This is a genomic window from Pseudomonas sp. MWU12-2345, assembly GCF_023242385.1.
GTDB classification, from domain to species: domain Bacteria; phylum Pseudomonadota; class Gammaproteobacteria; order Pseudomonadales; family Pseudomonadaceae; genus Aquipseudomonas; species Aquipseudomonas gingeri_D.
On record NZ_JALLJA010000007.1, the window covers coordinates 162,104 to 180,042 of the forward strand.

The following is a 17,939-nucleotide window of genomic DNA, read 5'->3' on the forward strand; positions in this document are numbered from 1 at the left end:
TACTGTGTGCGTATTCAGCCATCAATTGCCGGCGATGCGCTTGAGCCAGGTCAAGGCTGCGGATCACCCGCTCATCGGTGAAGTCCGCTGTCGTCGAGCGCGGCACTCAACAGGGTATCAATCACCAAACGGGCCAGTTCGGCATCCTGTTCCGCCTTGACGCCAGACACCCCAATGGCACCGATGCAGTGGCCTGCATGCCAGATGGCGACACCGCCTTCAAGCATGCCTTGCAGGTTCGGCGCACTTAGAAAAGCCTGGCGCCCACCATTGATCATGTCTTCATAAACCTTGCTATCGCGACGCCCCAGCGCCGCGGTGCGGGCTTTTTCCATGGCGATATAACCGGCAATCGGCGCCGTATGATCGAGGCGCAACAGGCCCAACGGATGACCGCCGTCATCGACGATGGCAATTGCCACGGGCCAGTTACGGCTCTGGGCCAGATCCTTTGCCACCGAGAGCATTTGCGACACCTGTTGTTCACTCAGTAATGCCTTGGTTTGCATCTTGACTCCGACTGACAAAGAAAACGCCCGCATGCTCAAGCATGCGGGCCGAAACAACACCCGATCCCTACTCGCCGTAGATATCGAAATCGAAATACTTCTGGCGAATTTTGTCGTAGGTGCCATCGGCTCGAATCGTCGCCAATGCCCGATTGAAACGAGCGGCCAGCGGATCGTTCTTGCGCACCGCAATACCGATACCGGTGCCGAAGAATTGCTCTTCGGTAAAATTCGGTCCGACGAACTCAAAGTCGCTCCCTTCCGGCCGTTTCAACAGGCTTTCATCGATCACCACCGAACTGGCCATGGTGGCATCGAGTCGCCCGCCCAACAGGTCGAGAAACACTTCATTCTGCGAGCCGTAACGGATCACCTCGGCACCGGCCGGCGCGAATTTTTCGGTCACGTAGCGATCGAAATTGGTCGCGCGCTGCACGCCGATCCGCTTGCCTTTGAGCTGAGCGGGAATATCGCTGATACCACTGCCTTTCCTGAACACCAGACGTGCCGGAATACGGTAGTAGCGATCGGTAAAATCAACCGACTTCAGCCGCTCGGGGGTGATGGAGACCGATGAAATCACCGCATCGACTTTCTTCACCTTGAGCGAGGGAATCAGCCCGTCGAACTCCTGCTCCTGCCACAGGCATTGGACTTTCATCTCCGCGCACAGCGCCTGGCCGATGTCGTAGTCGAAGCCGACGATGGTGTTATCCGGCGTCTTCGAAGCAAACGGCGGGTAAGCCGCTTCGATGCCGATACGTAGCGGTTGCTCCGCCGCCTGCAGGTTGACAGCAAACGCCAGCAACGAGGCAAGACTGACTTTCAGGACAAGGCTTTTTACGTTCATTCATAGCTCCGGATGCGATGTTGTTTATGTCGGATGCTCCGCAAGCGAAGGCGTCCGTTATGGCAGCAGCAATGTGAACTGGCGGAAGTGGCGACTCTGGCGGTCGACTACTGTGTCCTTGCGCAAGGCTTGATCTGGCGCAGCGGGTACCACGGTGAAACTCAGACGGCGGCGGTGACGATCAACTCCAGGAGGATCCCCGGGTCATCGAACATCACCTGGGCAGTGGCCCGTGCCGGCGTCTGCCCGGCATCGACCCAGGCGCTCCAGGTTTCATTCATGCCGGTGAAATCGGCAGCCATGTCTTTCATCCAGACCTGCACGCTGAGCAGACGGCTCTTGTCGCTGCCGGAGACTTCCAGCAGTTCGTCGAGCCGTTGCAGAACCTGGCGTGTCTGGCCCTGGATGTCCTGGCTGCAATCGGCGGCGACGATGCCGCTGAGCCAGGCCACGCCGTTATGCACGACGCTGCGACTCAGGCGTGGATTGCTTTCGATGCGTTGAATACGGCTCATAAGTGCTCCTGGGTGTGGGCTGTCTCGCCGGCCAGTTGGGCAAGCGTGATGGGTTTGAGGGGCGATCGAATGCGGTAGTAACCAACCTCGGCGGCGGGAACCTGGCGATGTCCGGCAATGATTTCAGTGACACTCAAACCGCACAGGCGCCCCTGGCAAGGCCCCATGCCGCAGCGCCCGAAAGCCTTGGCTTGATTGGGTCCCAGACAACCGAGTTCGACGTGCCGGCGAATCTCACCGGCGCTGACTTCCTCGCAACGGCAGACAATCACCTCGTCGGCGGGAATGCGGTTTTGCTGTTGCGGGCGGTACAGGGCATCGATCAGTGGCCGTGCCGCACGTTGTTGGCGCAAGGCCTTTCGATAAGGCATGGCGAGTTCCTGCAAGCGTTGCCCGTCGATTTTTCCCGACCTTGCGGCAATCGCCAGCCCAGCCAGGCGACCTTCGAGCAGCGCCACCTGAACGCCGCCAATGGCACCACCGTCACCCGCGATAAAAACTCCCGGCAGGCTGGTTTCACCCCAGCTGTCACGGCGTGTAATCCAGCACAGTTGCTGTTCGCTCCAGTCATGTTCGAGGCGCAATGACCAACTGATCTGGGTGTTGGGCACCACACCTTGATGCAGCAGAACCAGGGAAGCGGGAATCGTCCAGCGACGCCCATTGCTGTCGAAACTCAGGGCTTCGGCCTGCGCCTGGCCTTCGATACGCAAGTCCCGCGCAGCCCGAAAATGCCTGACCCCGGCGCGCTTCAAGGCAATCAGCAAGCGCAGGCCCTTGAGCAAGTCGCGCCAACCGCGCAATGCACCAGGGACTTTGCGCCAGGCACGCAGCAGGTCGCCCGGGCCACTGGTGTCCACCAGCGCTTCGATCGCGATCCCGGCACGCAGGTATTGCGCCGCCAGCAGGTACAACAAAGGCCCGCAGCCCGCCAACAGCAACGGGCCGGTTGGCACCATCGCCGCGCTTTTGAGCAGGATCTGCCCGGCACCGGCGGTCATGACGCCGGGCAGGGTCCAACCGGGAACCGGCATCGGTCGTTCGAACGCACCGGTGGCGATCAAGACATGCTGCCCCTGCAAGATTTCGGCGCGCCCCTCGATCAGGTAGTGCACCTGACGCTGCGGCGTCACCTGCCAGATCGCCGTGTTGGCCAGGTAACGGGCCCCACAGGCGAGGAACTGCGCGACGAGCCCAGCCCCCGCCGCATAGTCATCACCCAATACAGCGCGACTGCGCGCATCGGCCTGCCGGATGTTGCGGTAGATCTGCCCGCCGGGGCTGCCCTGTTCATCCAGCACCACCACCGAAAGCCCGTATCGCCTGGCCTCAAGGGCGGCGCTCATTCCAGCGGGGCCGGCGCCGATCACAATCAGGTCGGTTGTCTGCCTATTCATCAGCGCCTTCCTCGTCGTGTTCGGCGACCCGGAAATCGCGAGCGCCACGCTGCCTGAGCACACGCATCCCCGCTCGCACCGGCAGCAGGCACGCCTGACAATTGTCTTGTCCATCCACCTCGACCAGACACTCGAAGCACACGCCCATCATGCAATAGGGTGCCCCGGGCCTGCCGCTGACGGCGCTTTCGCGGGTATGAGTGACGCCGCTGAACAGCAACGCGGCGGCCAGGGAAATGCCCTCGGGCACCGCCAACGATGTACCTTCGAATTCGATCCGCACGGTTTTTCCCGCAGGCCCCAAGGCCCGGAACAAGGTGTCAGCCGACATGACGCACCTCATGCTTGGCAGTGAAACGTCGCAAACTGAAAGGTCCCACCGCCGGATCCGCGCACTCACCGCCAATCCAGGGCGCCAGGCGCAAGGCGTGAATCGCAGCCAGGGTCACACCGCTATGGCAACTGACGACAACCGCCCCCGGGCAGGCCGCTGGGGCTTCGTAGATTGGAAAACCATCGGCGCTCAACACCCGTAGCGCCCCCCAGGCCCGAACCAGCCGTACCTGCCCCAACTGCGGAAAGCAGCGCACGGCACGCGCGGCGATGGCAGCCATCACTTCACTGCCGGTAGCGTCGTCGAACCCCACGGACTCATGGGAGTCGCCCAACTGCACCGTGCCTTCGTCGGTCTGGCGCACATAGGTGGTGGGGTAATGCAGAAAAGGCTTGAGGCGCTCGGTGACCAGGATCTGCCCGCGATTGGGGCTCACCGGCACGTCCAACCCCAACTGCGCGCCCAGTTCACGGTTACCGAGTCCGGCCGCAAGGACGATCTGCCCGGCGTACCAACGCTGGTCACCGGCATGCAGTTCGAAGCCCGAGGCTCGTTGGCCAACGGCGCTGACCCGCTGGCCATTGATGATCCTGACCCCGCGCAGCCGGCAGGCGGCATACAGGGCACGCAACAACTTCAACGGATTGACGTGACCGTCCATGGGCGAATAACAGCCCCCCACCACCGACGGCCCTACGCCAAGCAAGCGGCTACGCAGTTGCGCCGAGTCGAGCAGTTCGAACGGATAATCGCCGTTCATGGATTTGCGCAGCCAGTGCAGCTGGCGGCTTTCGTCGGCCATCTCGGCATCGCTCAGGCATAGCTGGAATCCGCCGGCCTGGCGCAGATGCAGGTCGATACCGGTATCGGCCTGCAAGGAGGCGGCGAAGCGTGGCCACAACGCCACCGAGTCGCGCGTCCATTGCGCATAGGGACTCATCCCATAACCCTTGCCCTGCACCCATAACAGGCCGAAGTTACCCCGCGCGGCCCGAAAGGCGTCGTCGCCCTCATCCAGGACGCTGACCTGACGACCGAGCAGCGCCAGCCCATAGGCAATGGACAACCCCACCAAACCGGCACCGACGACAATGACATCAGTTTTTTGCATGGATCCCGCTATCGCTCTCACACACCGAGGAATCACCCTCAGCGCAGGCATTACGCCTGGATAATCTTGATGCAAACGATCCTAGAGAGCTGACAGCGACTTGAAAAATGCTTTATTTTGGTAAACCCATGTCTTTTTGTTATGGATTTTCCCAAGGGATAGCGCCATGAACCTTCGTCAGCTGGAAGCCTTTCGTGCGGTGATTCTGGGCCAGACCGTGACCCGTGCCGCCGAGATGCTGCACATCTCGCAACCGGCGGCGACACGACTGATTGCCAGCCTCGAGGAGGACATTGGCTTCAGCCTGTTCGACCGCATCAAAGGCCGGCTACAGCCCACCCCCGAAGCCATGACCCTGTATCAGGAAGTGCAACGCTCGCTGCTCGGCGTCGAGCGTATAGCGCGGACAGCACAAGATATCCGCAGCTTGAAACGCGGCTCGCTGCACATCGCTTGCGCGCCGGCCATGGGCCTGTCGTTCCTGCCCCGCGCCATCGCCGCCTTCATGGCCGAGCATGACCAGGTGCAGATTTCGCTGGTGGTGCAATCATCGCGGGAGGTGGTGGACCTGGTGGTCGGCCAGCGTTGCGACCTGGGCATCATCGTACTGCCCAACACCTACCCCAGCCCGCGTGCCGAGAAACTGTTGGCCACCCGCATGCTCTGTGCCCTGCCGGCAAACCATCGCCTACAGGACAAGACCACGATCCGGCCGGAGGATCTGCGCGGCGAGGCGTTTATCTCCTATCCGCAATCCATCGGTTCGCGTCAACACATCGACTCGATATTTGCCGCTCATGGGGTCGAGCGTGAGCTGCGCCTGGAAACCCAGCTGTCACTGCCTATGTGCATGTTCGTCGAGCAGGGATTGGGGGTGGCCCTGGTCGATGCCATCAGCGCCGTCGAGTACCGGGGCAGTGGCATCGTATTCCGGGCGTTCGAACCGGCGATCGAAATGGACTTCAGCATGCTGCTGCCGGTCCAGGGGCCGACGTCGAAGCTGCAGGCCCGCTTTCTGCAACACATGCAGCAGTTCATCGCCCAGGAGGTTCCAGCGCACTATCGGTTTGAAAAGGGAATGCGGTAAAGCCACTTATTTCAAACCGGTTTTCGGGCAAGGTCGACGGATAAAAGCCTGCTCGGCACAAACGCCTTCGGCTGTCTTACTGACTGGAATGAAAGCTGCCAACCCGACTGTCCGCCAGCTTGAACACCACACGCTGCGGGTGATTGATCGAGACCAGATACTCCACCGGCTGCCCCTGGGTATCGAATATCACCCCCCGATAAACCAGTGCGGGCGTGCCAGGGTCGACTTCCAGCAGCCGCGCTTCCTGGTCATTCATCGTGGCAATGCTCAACGTACCCTCGTCACTGTCTATTTCGATCTGATACCGCGCCAACAACAAGGCATACAACGAGGCGCCCTCGATCAGATCCCCCGCTACCAGCTCCGGCACGCGGGCGGCAGGAATGTAGCTGGTCTCGATGCAGAACGGCTTTTGGTCCACGGTACGCAGGCGCCTGATGGTCAATAACACATCGCCTTCCCGAATCTTAAGCAGCTTGGCGACACGGACGCTGGCCTGGGTTTGTTCGAAGTAGAGCAATTTGCTGCCGGGCCTGGCCCCGGCCTGTTCAACCACTTCGGCGATGCCTTTGCGCGCCACGGTGTTGAGTGGCCGCTCGACACCCGGAGCGGTCACGAAGGTTCCGCGATTGCCCCGCCGCTCGAGAACCCCGCGATCGATCAGGGTTTGCAGCGCCTTGCGCAAGGTCATCCGGCTGATCCCCAGGTGTTCGGCCAGATCCCTTTCCGCTGGGATCCGCTCAGTCGGTCCGAACTCAGGGCGCTCCAGCATTTCCAGCAGCGCTTGTACGGCCTGCCAGGCAACCTGTTTGCGTTGGGGCACGGGAAACGCCACATCGGCGGGTTTGGAAGGGGGCACTTTCATGGTCTACATCCTGGATTATTTTTTCTGGCGATCCAGTGCGACTGTAAAAAACAAAAACCGCCGCAAATCCGCCAACTTGACAATAACAAAGGAAACCCGGCTCAGGAAAACCCTGGAAACCGCCTGTTCCGTCCATTAGACCACGGGGAAAAAGCCTTGTAATGGTATTTTTCATGGTATAGCTTTTGGTCTAAATGGTGGTCATGAACAGCAGCCTGAACCACCGCAACAAGGCACCCAGGAGTCCACATGGCGATCCAGTTCAACCGGGAAGGTTTCATCGCGTCCTTGCAGCAATCCGTTCAAATCGTCGACGACGCCCAGCAATTTGGCCAGGAGCTGGCAACGCGGATTGACCGCATCTATTTCGTCAGCTGCGGCGCTCCCAACCGCATCATGCTTGGCCTGCAGTACTGGCTTGAGCGCTACAGCCACTCGCTGGAAGTCCGTCGTTATTTCCCGGCCGAGTTCATGGACATCGACCCGCCGCGCCTGGATGAGCGCACCCTGGTCGTCCTCGCATCCAAGTCCGGAACAACCCAGGAAACCATCGCCGCCGCACGCTTCCTGCAAGGCAAGCCATGCCTGACCGTGGGCGTGACTCAGACCGCCGAGCTGCAACTGGCCCAAACCGTTCAACATTGCTTCCTGCTAGGACGCACCGACGAGGCGTACTTCGGCTGCTTCATGATCCTTCAGGCATTGATCGGCGGCATTCTGGCCAAACGCGAAGACTGGCCACTGCTGGACAAACTCACCCGCTCACTCAAAGCGCTGCCACGGGCGCTGGCCGATGCGGCGATCAACAACGACCAACGCGCGACCGAAGAGGCACGCCGCTATAAAGATGATCGGGTCATGTACTTCCTCGCGTCGGGGCCGATGTTCACCACGGCCTATGTGTTCGGCGTCTGCGTGGTGATGGAAAGCCAATGGTTGCACTGCCTGCCAGTGGAGGCCGCGGAGTTTTTCCATGGCCCGTTCGAAGCCATCGATGCCTCCACCCCGCTGCTGCTGCTGGTCGGTGAAGATCCCAGTCGAGCACAGATGGAACGCGTCGTAAGCTTCTGCCAGCGCTATACCGAACGGGTCATGGTCTACGACTCCAAGGATTTCCCGATGCCCGGCATCGACCCGGAGATCCGCGCGATTGTCGCGCCCTACATCGTCGGCATTGCCGCTGAACGCATCGCCGCCCATCTGGCGGTCTGGCATCAGCAACCGCTGACGACTCGCCGCTACATGTGGAAAACGGAGTACTGAGCATGGCCGGCCTGATCGCAGTGGGCGATAACACCCTGGATGTATACCTGGACCGGAACATCGAATATCCGGGCGGGAATGCGCTCAACGTCGCGGTATTCGCATCCCGGCTTGGCGCTCGCGGCGCCTACCTGGGCTGCGTGGGCGATGATCGGCATGGCCGGCACTTGCTCGATTGCCTGGAAAAAGAAGGCGTGGATGCTTCCCGTTGCCAAACGCTGTCGGGGACCAATGGCTGGGCCTGTGTCGACAGCCTCGATGGCGAGCGCGTTTTTCTCGGCAGCGATCCCGGTGTGTGTCGTCAATTGCGCCTCAATGCCGAGGATCTGGCCTACCTCAGGCAATTCCCACTGGCACATAGCAGCCTCTACAGCGGTCTCGAAGAGCAACTGGCGCAGATTCGGCATGCCAGCGGCTGCCTTTCCTTCGACTTCTCGGACAACTGGGTCGAGTTCGATTGGCGGGCGCTGATCAAGCATGTCGATATCGCTTTTTTCTCGGCGGCCGACCTGCCTGCGCAGGAAGCCTATGAGCTGGCGCTCTCGATGCGGGCCCTGGGCCCGGCAATTGTGGTGATCACTCGCGGGGCTCTGGGCGCCCTCGCGGTCGACGCACGGGGTTTGCAAGAACAACCCAGCCGGCCTTGCACGTTTGTCGACAGCATGGGCGCCGGTGACGGCTTCATCGCGGCGTTTCTGCTGGCCTGGCAAGCCCGGCACAGCCTCGCGGAGTGCCTGTTGCAAGGTGTCGATTATGCCGCCCGGGTGTGTGGCTGGAACGGTGGTTTTGGCCATGGCCAAACCCTGGACGCCGAACGTTCCGAGCAATTGAAACAAGCCTTGAACACTCAAGGCTGACGCATGCTGCCCCAGGCCAACCCCGGGGCTGTTCAACCAACCTGTCGTGGATACCCTGTCGATGAAAAAATGTCTGATCGGTTTGATGCTCGTGGCCAGTCCGCTGATGACCTGGGGCGCCAGCCAAGAGCTGCGTTTCGGGGTCGACCCCACCTACCCGCCCTTTGAGTCCAAGCGACCGGACGGTTCGCTGACGGGTTTCGATATCGAGCTGGGTGAAAGCCTGTGCACCGAGTTGAAACGTCATTGCGTCTGGGTGGAAAACGCCTTCGACGGGATGGTCTCGGCCCTTAAAGGCAAGAAGTTCGACGGTATCCTCTCCGCCCTGTCGATCACCGAAGAGCGCAAAGCCGAAATCGCCTTCTCCAACACCCTGTATGACACCCCGGCTCGCCTGGTGGCACCTGAAGGCAGTCCCTTGCAGCCAACGGCCGAATCCTTGCGCGGCAAACGCATCGGCGTGCAGCAGGGCAGCGTTTTCGAAACCTATGCCAAGCGGATGTGGGGCCTCAAGGGCGTTGAGATCGTGCCCTATCAAAGCAGTGACTTGACCTATTCGGACTTGATCAACGGGCGACTGGACGCCGCCTTCGATGATGCGATCGCGATCTCCGAAGGCCTGCTCAAAAAGCCGATCGGCAAGGGTTTCGGCTATGCCGGGGACGTCGTCAAATCCCCGGAAATCTTCGGCCCCGGAACCGGGATCGGTTTGCGCAAAAATGACACCGCCCTGGCTGGCGAAATCAATCAGGCGCTGGAGAGGATCCACCAGAACGGCACCTATGAGCGCATCGCAAAAAAATACTTCGACTTCGACATTTCGCCGAAATAAACCACCCTGGCGGAGCCTGAAACCATGTTTCTCGAGGGATACGGCCATCTCATTTTTCTGGGCGCCTGGTTGACCGTCCAGGTGGCCACCTGGGCGGCCTGCGTGGCCATCGCGCTTGGCCTGCTCGGGGCGTTGGCAAAACTCTCGCCACTGGCACCGCTACGGCTGGTCGCGACGGTCTATACCACGCTGGTGCGCAGTGTTCCGGACCTGGTCTTGATGCTGCTCATCTACTACAGCGCGCAAATCGGACTGAATCAAGTGGCGGAAGCTTTCGGCCAGGAATCGTTCCCGTTGAACCCTTATGGCACTGCGATCGGTACGCTGGGATTCATCTACGGTGCCTACTGCGCGGAAACCTTTCGCGGTGCCTTCCAGGCGATCCCGTTCGGGCAGTTGGAAGCAGCTCGAGCCTATGGCATGAGCCACTGGCAAGTGCTGCGGCGTATCCGTTTCCCGCAAATGATGCGTTTCGCATTACCCGGTATCGGCAATATCTGGCAAGTGTTGTTGAAAAGTGCCGGCCTGATCTCGCTGCTGGGCCTCAATGACATGGTTCAGGTCGCCAAACAGGCAGGCAATGCGACCTCAAGGCAGATGTTTTTCTATCTGGTGATTGCCGCGATATTTTTTACCTTTGCGATCTTTTCAAGTCTGGCGCTCAAACACCTGGAACGGCGCTACAGCGTCGAACCGCAACGGAGAGCGTCATGATCGAGATACTGAAAGAGTTCGGGCTGAACTTCCTGTGGTCCGACGGTTACCACTGGAGCGGTCTGTCTGTCACCCTATGGCTATTGGTGACCTCAGCGGTCATCGGTTTAAGCGCGGCGATACCGCTGGCACTGATACGCACCTACGGCAGTCAGTGGCTCGCACTGCCCATTCAGCTCTATACCTTGGTGTTTCGCGGCACGCCACTGTTCGTGCAGTTACTGATCATCTATAGCGGCCTGGCCAGTTTGAGTCTCATAAGGGAATCCTCCAGTCTGTGGTGGTTCTTTCGTGACGGCATGCATTGCGTGATTCTGGCATTGGCCTTGAATACATGCGCTTACACCATCGAGATTCTCGCCGGTGTGCTGCGCACCACCCCACGCGGCGAGATCGAGGCAGCCTTGGCACTCGGCATGACCCGCAGCCAACTGTTCATTCACGTACTGATACCGAGCATGCTGCGTCGAGCACTCCCCGCGTACAGCAACGAAGTGATTTTTGTCCTGCACGCCACGGCCATTGCCTTTACCGCCACCGTTCCCGACATCCTGAAAATCGCTGCCGATGTGAACGCCGCCACCTTCAAGACCTTCCAGGCCTATGGGATTGCCGCCCTGCTCTACATGTTGCTGGCATGTGCGCTGGTGGGCGTGTTCCGATTCGCTGAGCGCCGTCTGCTGGCCTATCAACGTTTAAGCTGAACGTTGAGGAAGGTGAAATTCAGGACTTGCGCCGAAGCCTGGCCGCAGGCATCGGTTGCGAACGCTGTATGACGTTTTGTCAGTCAATCTGTATCTAACAGGCTCGTATCGCCCCCTCTATTATCCTGCGCACCACCCAGGTGCCTCCAGGAGCTACGCCATGCCCGAACTGTCCAACCTGCTTGCCTACGGCCTGATCTCACTCGGCATGGTGCTGACGCCCGGGCCGAACATGATCTATCTCATCTCGCGCTCGATCTGCCAGGGGCGCATGGCCGGGCTGATTTCCCTGGGCGGCGTGGCCTTGGGTTTCGTCGTCTATATGTTTTGCGCCGCATTGGGCATCACCGCCCTGCTCCTGGCGGTTCCCTACGCCTATGACGTCCTGCGCCTCGGCGGCGCGCTCTACCTGCTCTACCTGGCCTGGCAGGCGGTCAAGCCCGGCGGCCGCTCGCCGTTCCAGGTCCGCGACCTGCCCAAGGACAGCCCGCGCAAGCTGTTCACCATGGGTTTTGTCACCAACCTGTTGAATCCCAAAGTCGCGGTCATGTACTTGTCACTGTTGCCCCAATTCATCGACCCCGTCGGCCACGACAGCGTGCTGACGCAATCCCTTGTGCTCGGTTTTACCCAGATCGTCATCAGCGTCAGCGTCAACGCGCTGATCGCTGTGATGGCGGGTTCCATCGCGGCATTTCTCGCCAACAGGCCAGTGTGGCAGATCGTGCAACGCTGGCTGATGAGCACGGTGCTCACAGGCTTGGCCGTGCGCATGGCCATCGAGGGGCGGCGCTAAAGCCGGCTGTTTGCGCTTGAACGCAAAAGGGCGACAGCCATCAGCCCCCCTGACCGATCAGGATATCCTCGAAGAACGCCCCCACCGCTTCGGTGGGATGGCAGAGCTGGATCTCCAGGACCCAGACCATCTCGCTCGGCACGATCTCCAGCTCGGCCAACTTCTCCTGCCCGAACAAGGCGTGGGGGAAGTCGGCGATGCGGTGCCCGGCCAGGTTTCGCTCCAGTCGCCAGCCCTTTGAGTCCGCACTGCGTTCGGCGAAATCATAGAGTTCACGGCCGGTCAGCCCCTGGTGCCAGGCCTCGCGGGTTTCGTCGAACACCTCATGCAAGGCCTTGACGCAGGCCTGGTGCAGAGGATGCTCGCCGAAGACGAAGGTGTCGCCATAGTCGCCTTCATAACCGTCCCACACCGGGCCGAGATCGACCACGGCGATATCGGTCGCGCGTAGCTTGCGCTGCGGATCGATGCCCTGGCGTGGCGTGCGCACGGTATCGTCGCCAAAACGGATATAGGTCGGATGCCAGGTGTGGGACGCGCCCATGGCCTGCAACTGCTGATTGGCCATCTCAAGGGCCTCGGCGGTGGTCATCCCGATACGCAGTTGGCTGGCGATCGAGGCCAGGGCGCGGACCGATTGCTCGCGGGCGGCCAACATGCCGTCCAGGGAATAACGCGGACCGACTTTTTCCCAGACCGGATCCAGCGGCTTGGGCGGCGACTCGGGCAGCGACACGCCGCTGGGCACAAAGGCCTCCGCGACAAAACGGTGAGCCGGCACGCCCGCCGCGAGGCAGTGCTCGCGGACATCGCGGATCATCGCGCTGTTACCGCAGGCATAGACCTGGGCATCTGCCCAAGGATGCGCCCGCTCAAAAGCAACCTGCTGCACCCGGGCCTCCGACGACAGCACCGGGTACCAGACAAACCCGGGATACTCGATGCGCGCCTGGTCCAGGAACTCGCGGTCGTAAAAGTCCCCGGGCTGCGAGCCGCCCCAGTACAACGTCACCTCGGCGCCCCGGGCCAACGCAGTCAGCAGCAGCGGCTTGATCCCCGCGTAGCCGGTCCCCGTGGCAAACAACACCACGGGCCGAGCGTCCTCGTGCTGCCAGGTGCAGGCACCCAACGGGCCTTCCAGGGTCAACCCGTGACCGACGTCCAGCGTCGCCAGGACCTGCTCGGAAAAAACGCCGCCAGGGACTCGGCGGATATGAAAGACCAGTTGGCCGCGATCCAGCGCGGGAAGATTGGCGATCGAGAAACACCGACTGTCGCCATCGTCGAGGCGAAACCGGACGTACTGGCCGGCGCGAACCTCAACCGCTTCCAGGGTTTCCGGCATCAGCACCAGCTCGGTGATATCGGAGCTCAGTGCACGCTTGCCCAGGACCCGTACGGGGATTTCCAGCTTGGGCGTGTCCAGCGACCAGCCGGGGATTTCCAGGCGCATATCGGCGCAGGCATGGCTCTGGCACAACAACATTTCATCGGCGGCCAGCGGGTAGGAAGGTGCCGGAGCCTCCGCGGCCAGGAGCTTGTCACGGTACTGCCCTGCCACGACCTTGACCTTGCACGAACCGCACGCCCCGCGACGACAGGAGAACGGCACCGACAGGCCACTGGCGAGCATGGCGTCGAGCAGCAGCTCGTCACCGGCTTCGAAGGTTTTGCCCGAGGGCGACAACTCAATGACATGACGTGCGTTCATAAGGACCTCGGGGGTGAATGTGTGCCAATTGTTGCGTTAGACTAGGACCATTAAAACCTCCAGTTTTGGATAGTTCAGATGGTCCAGATGCGTAAATGGCGACCCTTGCTCAACCTGGAGGGAGGCGAGACTCAAGCGTCCTACCGCAAGATTGTCGAAGGCCTGGTGACCGCGATTGTCGACGGACGCCTCACGCCCGGGACCTTGCTGCCCGGGACGCGGGAAATGGCGCGCTTGCTCGACGTCAACCGCAAGACCGTGATCCTGGCCTACGAGGAAGCCATGACCAAGGGCTGGCTGGTCAGCGAACCGCGCCGGGGCACCTTCGTCAACGCGCAACTGGCCCCCACGACCACGGCCCGCAGCGCCCCGCCCTCCTTCGCGCTGGAACTACGGGCGCAACCCGCCGTGCCGTATTTCACCCCGGGCCAGCAGGCGACGGCACTGCAACAGCAGCCTGGCGCGCTGTTCTTCGACAACGGCGCCTGTGACCACCGTTTGCTGCCGCAAGCCGTCCTGCATCGCTATTACCGCAACGCGCTGCGCAAGAGTTTCGTGTCCAATACCGTGCGCCACGGCAGCGACGGGACCAGTCATGCGCTGCGCCGGGCCCTGGCCGAGATGCTGCGCAACAATCGCGGCCTGGCCGTCGAGGCCGAGCATATCTGCCTGACCCAGGGCGTGCAGATGTCACTGTACCTGACCGCCAGCGCGCTGCTGGAACCCGGTGACGTGGTGCTGGTGGAGCGCCTGAGCTATCCGCCGGCGTGGGAGATCTTCCGTAAACTGGGCGCACGCCTGGTGACCGTGGACCTGGACAGCGAAGGCTGCCGGGTCGATCAGATCGACGCGCTGTGCCGGCTGCACAAGGTGCGGATGATCTATCTCACGCCCCATCACCAATTCCCCACCACCGTCAGCCTGCATGCCGGGCGTCGGCAACAACTGTTGGCCTTGGCCAAGCGCCATGATTTCTGCGTGATCGAGGAAGACTACGACTACGAGTATCACTTTGACGGTCGCCCCTATCTGCCCCTGGCCAGCGACAGCGCCCAACGCCATGTGATTTATATCGGCTCGCTGTCCAAGTCCCTGGGCTCGACCTTCCGCTGCAGCTATGTGGTCGCGCCCGGCAATGTGATCGAGGTGCTTAACCGCAACGCCGCGCTGACCCTGGGCCACGGTGACGCGGTGTCGCAGCAGATGCTGGCGGACCTGATCAATGACGGTGAACTGAAAAAGCACCTGCGCCGGGTCTCGAAGGAATACCGGCAGCGTCGGGCAATCCTCCACCGTTGCCTGGTGGAGGGCTTTGGCGAGCGCATTTCGGTGCAGGAGCCTGAAGGCGGCCTGGCACTGTGGGTGCGTTTCGCGGACGAGATAAACGTCGGCCAACTGGTGGAGAAAGCCCTGGAGTTCGACCTGGTGGTGCGTAACGGCCGCCAGTTCTCGCCCATGGATCAGCCGGAGAATGCATTGCGCCTGGGCTTTGCTTCGCTCAATCGTGATGAAATACAGCAGGCTACACAGCGTTTGGCGCAGGCGGCGAAAGCCATCGCCTGAAGGTTTGCCAACATCAGCTCAACGCGTCGAGAGAACCCCAATGGCAGCCTTCTTTTCCCGGGAAGCCGGTGCATTAACTGGCGCGAAGCGTTGTGCGTACTCCTTGGGGCTCCCCCCATGCGGCGCACGAAGGCTTTCCTCGGGCCATTGGGCGTTCGAACTGGCTTTCAGCCGTCGGATATCCCAACCCTATCACCGACTTTCACTCGAGCCAGGTCCTGCCGCAGCGACGTTACCTTTTCAATACCGTTCAATTGCTCAAACTCTCGTTGAGCCTCTTCCCAGAGAGGAGCAGCCCTTTTGAACAAGCTCAACCCTTCCTCGGTTAGCGCTACAAGGCGACTTCTACCGTCCGATGGCGAAGGACGGATCGAGATCAACCCCTCGCGCTCCAGAAAGCCGGCCATTTTTCCCATCGCCGTGCGCTCGATATCGAGCCGCTCAGCCAGGGTATTGATTGCAGCACTCCCCAGCTCATAGAGAGCGGCCAAGGTAAGGTATTGGGTGATCCGCAACCCCGATGGCTCAAGGTGCGCATCGTAGAAGCGAGAGATCTGCCGGCTCGCCTTCCTTATTGCGGAACAATTGCACTGGGCGATCCCTAGCGGTTGGTTGACCGGCAGCATCTCTATATTTCCTCTCTAGCACAGATGATTACTTACGACCTGGACGTACGGGTCATGCATAGACGTCCCGGTATTTTTCGATGAAAGCCTGCACGGACAACGCGGGCGTACCGGTGACCTTCTCCACCACATCGTTCACACCCGCGAAGACGCCCTCTCGGTAGTCCTGAGCGACTTCAACCAGATGCTGTACCAAGGCTGGCGGAAACTTGTACTCCTGCGTCATTTTACGCTCGAACGCCTCGATCGATGCCGGTGCGTACTCGATTTTCGCGCCAAGCACCTCGCTCATGGCCGCTGCGATCTCGGTTTGATTCATCTCGACCGGGCCGTGAAGGCTGTAGATCTTACCCTCGTGTCCCGCCGGGTTGGCCAGGATATGGGCGATCACCCGCCCTTGGTCGTCAGTCGCGATTGGCGCGTGACGACCATTCTCGAAGGGAAACTCGATTTTTTTCTTGGCCCAGATCTCCTTGGCGAAGTGAGGGTACACGAGCCAGTCCGCAAAGAACGTGGGGCGCAGGTGCGTTGTGGGCACGCCCGACCAGTCGAAGACACGTTCGGAGATCCAGTGATCCTGTGCCAAATGACTCCTGGACTCACGCCGTGCGGAAATCTGCGACATGTTCACGATCGCCTTGACTCCAGCTTCCTTCGCTGCCTGGGCAAAATACGCTGCACCTTCGACAATTCCGGACGCCAGCGGATAAAGGAAATAGGCCGAACGGATTCCCTCCATCGCCGCGCGGATAGCATCGATATCGGTGAAATCACCAATCGCAACTTCAACCCCGCGCTCGCGCAGGACCGCAGCCCTCTCATCATCCGAGCGCACGTAAGCTCGCACGCGCTTGCCCATCTTGAGCAGCTCATCGATGGCCGCCCCACCCGTACGCCCGGTTGCACCGCTTACAAGAATTTCGGCTTCGCTCATGATTGTGGTCCTCTCAATTAGTAGAAGCATATGCTCCTATATGATTAAAAATAAGAGCACATGCCCCTATGCACTTAAATTAAGAGCATATGCTTGTACTGTCAACCCACTCCAACGACCGTTCGGCGGGTTGCGCCGTAAAGACAAGGCGCTGGCTGAAACCGAGGCTGTTCAGGCGGACGCCCGAACGACCACGGCACGGCCCAGGCCGCGCAATACGCTGAGCGAGGTCGAACGACAAGCGATCATGGAGCTGTGCAACCGCCCGGGCTACGCCGTAACGTGGCCGACCGCGAGTAACAGCCGCCAGTTCGCACCCACGGATCAACCGGAGAATGCATTACGCCTGGGTTTTGCCTCACTGGACCGCGATGAAATCCGCGAGGCCACGCGGCGTTTGGCGCAGGCGGCCCAAGCCATCGCCGGCTAGATGCCGTGCCCACTGGCTTGACCGTCCGCACCATCGCCAAGGAACAGCCAGAAGATTTCGTATACCATCTGCACAACTCATTGCGAACGATCAGAACCGTGGCCCTACCAAAACTCAACGCCCCCGACCTCGGCAACTCGCCTTCGACGTCGGAAATCATCACCCGCCATCTGCGCGACGCCATTGTCGCCGGGCATTTCGCCGAGGATGAGCCGATTCGCCAGGACGATATCGCCCGGCAGTTCAACGTCAGCAAGATTCCGGTGCGCGAGGCCCTCAAGCGCCTGGAAGCCGAAGGCCTGGTGATGTTCCAGCGCAATCGCGGGGCGATGGTCACCCGGGTGTCGGATGCGGAACTGGCGCAGATGTTCGAAGTGCGCATGCTGCTGGAAGACAAGGCGCTGCGCCTGGCGATTCCGAACATGACCGAAGAAACCTTCGCCCGTGCCGAACGCATCTGCCAGGAATTTATCGGTGAAGATGACGTCGGTCGCTGGGCCGAACTCAACTGGGAACTGCACGCCTGCCTCTACGAACCGGCGCAACGGCCGTTTCTGGTGGGTCTGATCCGCTCGGTCAACGACAAGCTGGAACGCTACCTGCGCATGCAGATGAGCCTTTCCGCCGGCAAGGAACGCGCCGACCACGAACACCGGGAGATTCTCGCGGCCTGCCGCGCCGGTGATGTGGATCGCGCGGTGACGCTGCTCGACGAGCATATCGCCGGTGTCTGCAAGACCCTGTTCGAGCATCTGCCCCACAGCCATTGACGGCATCGCGCACTGTGCTGATTTCGTCATCGGCACAGGCTAAAACTCTCAAGCCGCCGCCCCCCTCT

20 protein-coding genes are annotated in these 17,939 nt (G+C 60.9%); 10 read left to right on the forward strand and 10 right to left on the reverse strand.

Features of this window, described 5'->3' with window-relative positions; genetic code table 11:
* Positions 1 to 71: 71 nt before the first annotated feature.
* The 6 genes from M5C71_RS16070 to M5C71_RS16095 all read right to left on the reverse strand — a co-directional run bounded on the left by M5C71_RS16070 (position 72) and on the right by M5C71_RS16095 (position 4,716).
* Entirely contained in the window at positions 72 to 509 is a 438-nt protein-coding gene (locus M5C71_RS16070) for a heme-binding protein (protein ID WP_103499573.1), read from the reverse strand.
* Between the two features lie 67 nt (positions 510 to 576).
* Positions 577 to 1,359: an ABC transporter substrate-binding protein gene (locus M5C71_RS16075; protein ID WP_248768230.1), complete on the reverse strand. Its 783-nt coding sequence runs from the start codon at positions 1,357 to 1,359 to the stop codon at positions 577 to 579.
* 161 nt (positions 1,360 to 1,520) lie between these two features.
* Entirely contained in the window at positions 1,521 to 1,874 is a 354-nt protein-coding gene (locus M5C71_RS16080; RefSeq protein WP_103499571.1) for a RidA family protein, read from the reverse strand.
* Positions 1,871 to 3,271, reverse strand: coding sequence for an NAD(P)/FAD-dependent oxidoreductase (locus tag M5C71_RS16085; RefSeq protein WP_248768231.1), 1,401 nt, complete (start codon positions 3,269 to 3,271; stop codon positions 1,871 to 1,873). Before M5C71_RS16085 ends, M5C71_RS16080 begins: the two co-directional genes overlap by 4 nt.
* A complete protein-coding gene (locus M5C71_RS16090; protein WP_248768232.1) occupies positions 3,264 to 3,602 on the reverse strand; it encodes a (2Fe-2S)-binding protein in 339 nt (112 codons plus the stop codon). Before M5C71_RS16090 ends, M5C71_RS16085 begins: the two co-directional genes overlap by 8 nt.
* Positions 3,592 to 4,716 carry an FAD-dependent oxidoreductase gene (locus M5C71_RS16095; protein WP_248768233.1) on the reverse strand — a complete coding sequence of 375 codons (1,125 nt, stop codon included), beginning with the start codon at positions 4,714 to 4,716 and terminating at the stop codon, positions 3,592 to 3,594. Before M5C71_RS16095 ends, M5C71_RS16090 begins: the two co-directional genes overlap by 11 nt.
* Positions 4,717 to 4,882: 166 nt before the next feature.
* Between M5C71_RS16095 and M5C71_RS16100 the strand changes: the two genes are divergently transcribed.
* Complete coding sequence (locus M5C71_RS16100; protein ID WP_248768234.1) at positions 4,883 to 5,803, forward strand: LysR substrate-binding domain-containing protein; 921 nt, start codon at positions 4,883 to 4,885, stop codon at positions 5,801 to 5,803.
* 76 nt (positions 5,804 to 5,879) lie between these two features.
* On the opposite strand, the gene M5C71_RS16105 is transcribed toward M5C71_RS16100, so the two are convergent.
* A complete protein-coding gene (locus tag M5C71_RS16105) occupies positions 5,880 to 6,671 on the reverse strand; it encodes a GntR family transcriptional regulator (RefSeq protein ID WP_103499566.1) in 792 nt (263 codons plus the stop codon).
* Positions 6,672 to 6,920: 249 nt separating this feature from the next.
* Between M5C71_RS16105 and M5C71_RS16110 the strand changes: the two genes are divergently transcribed.
* From M5C71_RS16110 to M5C71_RS16135, 6 genes are all read left to right on the forward strand, one after another.
* Complete coding sequence (locus M5C71_RS16110) at positions 6,921 to 7,934, forward strand: SIS domain-containing protein (protein ID WP_248768235.1); 1,014 nt, start codon at positions 6,921 to 6,923, stop codon at positions 7,932 to 7,934.
* 2 nt (positions 7,935 to 7,936) lie between these two features.
* Positions 7,937 to 8,791, forward strand: a complete 855-nt coding sequence (locus M5C71_RS16115) for a PfkB family carbohydrate kinase (RefSeq protein WP_248768236.1) — start codon at positions 7,937 to 7,939, stop codon at positions 8,789 to 8,791.
* A 61-nt stretch (positions 8,792 to 8,852) separates the two neighbouring features.
* The gene (locus M5C71_RS16120; protein WP_103499563.1) at positions 8,853 to 9,623 is read left to right on the forward strand and encodes an ABC transporter substrate-binding protein; all 771 of its coding nucleotides are present in this window, start codon (positions 8,853 to 8,855) and stop codon (positions 9,621 to 9,623) included.
* Positions 9,624 to 9,647: 24 nt separating this feature from the next.
* Complete coding sequence (locus tag M5C71_RS16125; RefSeq protein WP_248768237.1) at positions 9,648 to 10,337, forward strand: ABC transporter permease subunit; 690 nt, start codon at positions 9,648 to 9,650, stop codon at positions 10,335 to 10,337.
* A complete protein-coding gene (gene hisM, locus M5C71_RS16130; RefSeq protein ID WP_248768238.1) occupies positions 10,334 to 11,041 on the forward strand; it encodes a histidine ABC transporter permease HisM in 708 nt (235 codons plus the stop codon). Before M5C71_RS16125 ends, hisM begins: the two co-directional genes overlap by 4 nt.
* Positions 11,042 to 11,201: 160 nt before the next feature.
* Positions 11,202 to 11,837, forward strand: a complete 636-nt coding sequence (locus tag M5C71_RS16135; protein ID WP_103499560.1) for a LysE family translocator — start codon at positions 11,202 to 11,204, stop codon at positions 11,835 to 11,837.
* Between the two features lie 40 nt (positions 11,838 to 11,877).
* Here the strand turns inward: M5C71_RS16135 and M5C71_RS16140 are convergent, their stop codons facing one another.
* Complete coding sequence (locus tag M5C71_RS16140; RefSeq protein WP_248768239.1) at positions 11,878 to 13,548, reverse strand: NAD(P)H dependent flavin oxidoreductase family protein; 1,671 nt, start codon at positions 13,546 to 13,548, stop codon at positions 11,878 to 11,880.
* Positions 13,549 to 13,626: 78 nt separating this feature from the next.
* On the opposite strand from M5C71_RS16140, the gene M5C71_RS16145 reads away from it, so the two are divergent.
* Entirely contained in the window at positions 13,627 to 15,111 is a 1,485-nt protein-coding gene (locus tag M5C71_RS16145) for a PLP-dependent aminotransferase family protein (RefSeq protein WP_248768240.1), read from the forward strand.
* A 167-nt stretch (positions 15,112 to 15,278) separates the two neighbouring features.
* On the opposite strand, the gene M5C71_RS16150 is transcribed toward M5C71_RS16145, so the two are convergent.
* Together M5C71_RS16150 and M5C71_RS16155 are read right to left on the reverse strand one after the other, a co-directional pair.
* Positions 15,279 to 15,737, reverse strand: coding sequence for a MarR family transcriptional regulator (locus M5C71_RS16150; RefSeq protein WP_103499557.1), 459 nt, complete (start codon positions 15,735 to 15,737; stop codon positions 15,279 to 15,281).
* 52 nt (positions 15,738 to 15,789) lie between these two features.
* Positions 15,790 to 16,671, reverse strand: a complete 882-nt coding sequence (locus M5C71_RS16155) for an NmrA family NAD(P)-binding protein (protein ID WP_103499589.1) — start codon at positions 16,669 to 16,671, stop codon at positions 15,790 to 15,792.
* A 130-nt stretch (positions 16,672 to 16,801) separates the two neighbouring features.
* Here M5C71_RS16155 and M5C71_RS16160 point away from each other — a divergent pair, with 130 nt between their 5' ends.
* A complete protein-coding gene (locus M5C71_RS16160; protein WP_248768323.1) occupies positions 16,802 to 17,101 on the forward strand; it encodes a hypothetical protein in 300 nt (99 codons plus the stop codon).
* 98 nt (positions 17,102 to 17,199) lie between these two features.
* Positions 17,200 to 17,871, forward strand: a complete 672-nt coding sequence (locus tag M5C71_RS16165; RefSeq protein ID WP_177103273.1) for a GntR family transcriptional regulator — start codon at positions 17,200 to 17,202, stop codon at positions 17,869 to 17,871.
* The last annotated feature ends 68 nt before the right edge of the window (positions 17,872 to 17,939 follow it).

What these genes read in the sequence shown, in the direction of transcription:
- M5C71_RS16070 (WP_103499573.1), bottom strand. Translation starts at nt 509, where the DNA reads ATGCAAACCAAGGCATTACTGAGTGAACAACAGGTGTCGCAAATGCTC.
- hisM (WP_248768238.1), top strand. Translation starts at nt 10,334, where the DNA reads ATGATCGAGATACTGAAAGAGTTCGGGCTGAACTTCCTGTGGTCCGAC.
- M5C71_RS16115 (WP_248768236.1), top strand. Translation starts at nt 7,937, where the DNA reads ATGGCCGGCCTGATCGCAGTGGGCGATAACACCCTGGATGTATACCTG.
- M5C71_RS16080 (WP_103499571.1), bottom strand. Translation starts at nt 1,874, where the DNA reads ATGAGCCGTATTCAACGCATCGAAAGCAATCCACGCCTGAGTCGCAGC.
- M5C71_RS16085 (WP_248768231.1), bottom strand. Translation starts at nt 3,271, where the DNA reads ATGAATAGGCAGACAACCGACCTGATTGTGATCGGCGCCGGCCCCGCT.
- M5C71_RS16145 (WP_248768240.1), top strand. Translation starts at nt 13,627, where the DNA reads ATGGTCCAGATGCGTAAATGGCGACCCTTGCTCAACCTGGAGGGAGGC.
- M5C71_RS16135 (WP_103499560.1), top strand. Translation starts at nt 11,202, where the DNA reads ATGCCCGAACTGTCCAACCTGCTTGCCTACGGCCTGATCTCACTCGGC.
- M5C71_RS16120 (WP_103499563.1), top strand. Translation starts at nt 8,853, where the DNA reads ATGAAAAAATGTCTGATCGGTTTGATGCTCGTGGCCAGTCCGCTGATG.
- M5C71_RS16155 (WP_103499589.1), bottom strand. Translation starts at nt 16,671, where the DNA reads ATGAGCGAAGCCGAAATTCTTGTAAGCGGTGCAACCGGGCGTACGGGT.
- M5C71_RS16100 (WP_248768234.1), top strand. Translation starts at nt 4,883, where the DNA reads ATGAACCTTCGTCAGCTGGAAGCCTTTCGTGCGGTGATTCTGGGCCAG.
- M5C71_RS16095 (WP_248768233.1), bottom strand. Translation starts at nt 4,716, where the DNA reads ATGCAAAAAACTGATGTCATTGTCGTCGGTGCCGGTTTGGTGGGGTTG.
- M5C71_RS16140 (WP_248768239.1), bottom strand. Translation starts at nt 13,548, where the DNA reads ATGAACGCACGTCATGTCATTGAGTTGTCGCCCTCGGGCAAAACCTTC.
- M5C71_RS16110 (WP_248768235.1), top strand. Translation starts at nt 6,921, where the DNA reads ATGGCGATCCAGTTCAACCGGGAAGGTTTCATCGCGTCCTTGCAGCAA.
- M5C71_RS16150 (WP_103499557.1), bottom strand. Translation starts at nt 15,737, where the DNA reads ATGCTGCCGGTCAACCAACCGCTAGGGATCGCCCAGTGCAATTGTTCC.
- M5C71_RS16075 (WP_248768230.1), bottom strand. Translation starts at nt 1,359, where the DNA reads ATGAACGTAAAAAGCCTTGTCCTGAAAGTCAGTCTTGCCTCGTTGCTG.
- M5C71_RS16105 (WP_103499566.1), bottom strand. Translation starts at nt 6,671, where the DNA reads ATGAAAGTGCCCCCTTCCAAACCCGCCGATGTGGCGTTTCCCGTGCCC.
- M5C71_RS16090 (WP_248768232.1), bottom strand. Translation starts at nt 3,602, where the DNA reads ATGTCGGCTGACACCTTGTTCCGGGCCTTGGGGCCTGCGGGAAAAACC.
- M5C71_RS16125 (WP_248768237.1), top strand. Translation starts at nt 9,648, where the DNA reads ATGTTTCTCGAGGGATACGGCCATCTCATTTTTCTGGGCGCCTGGTTG.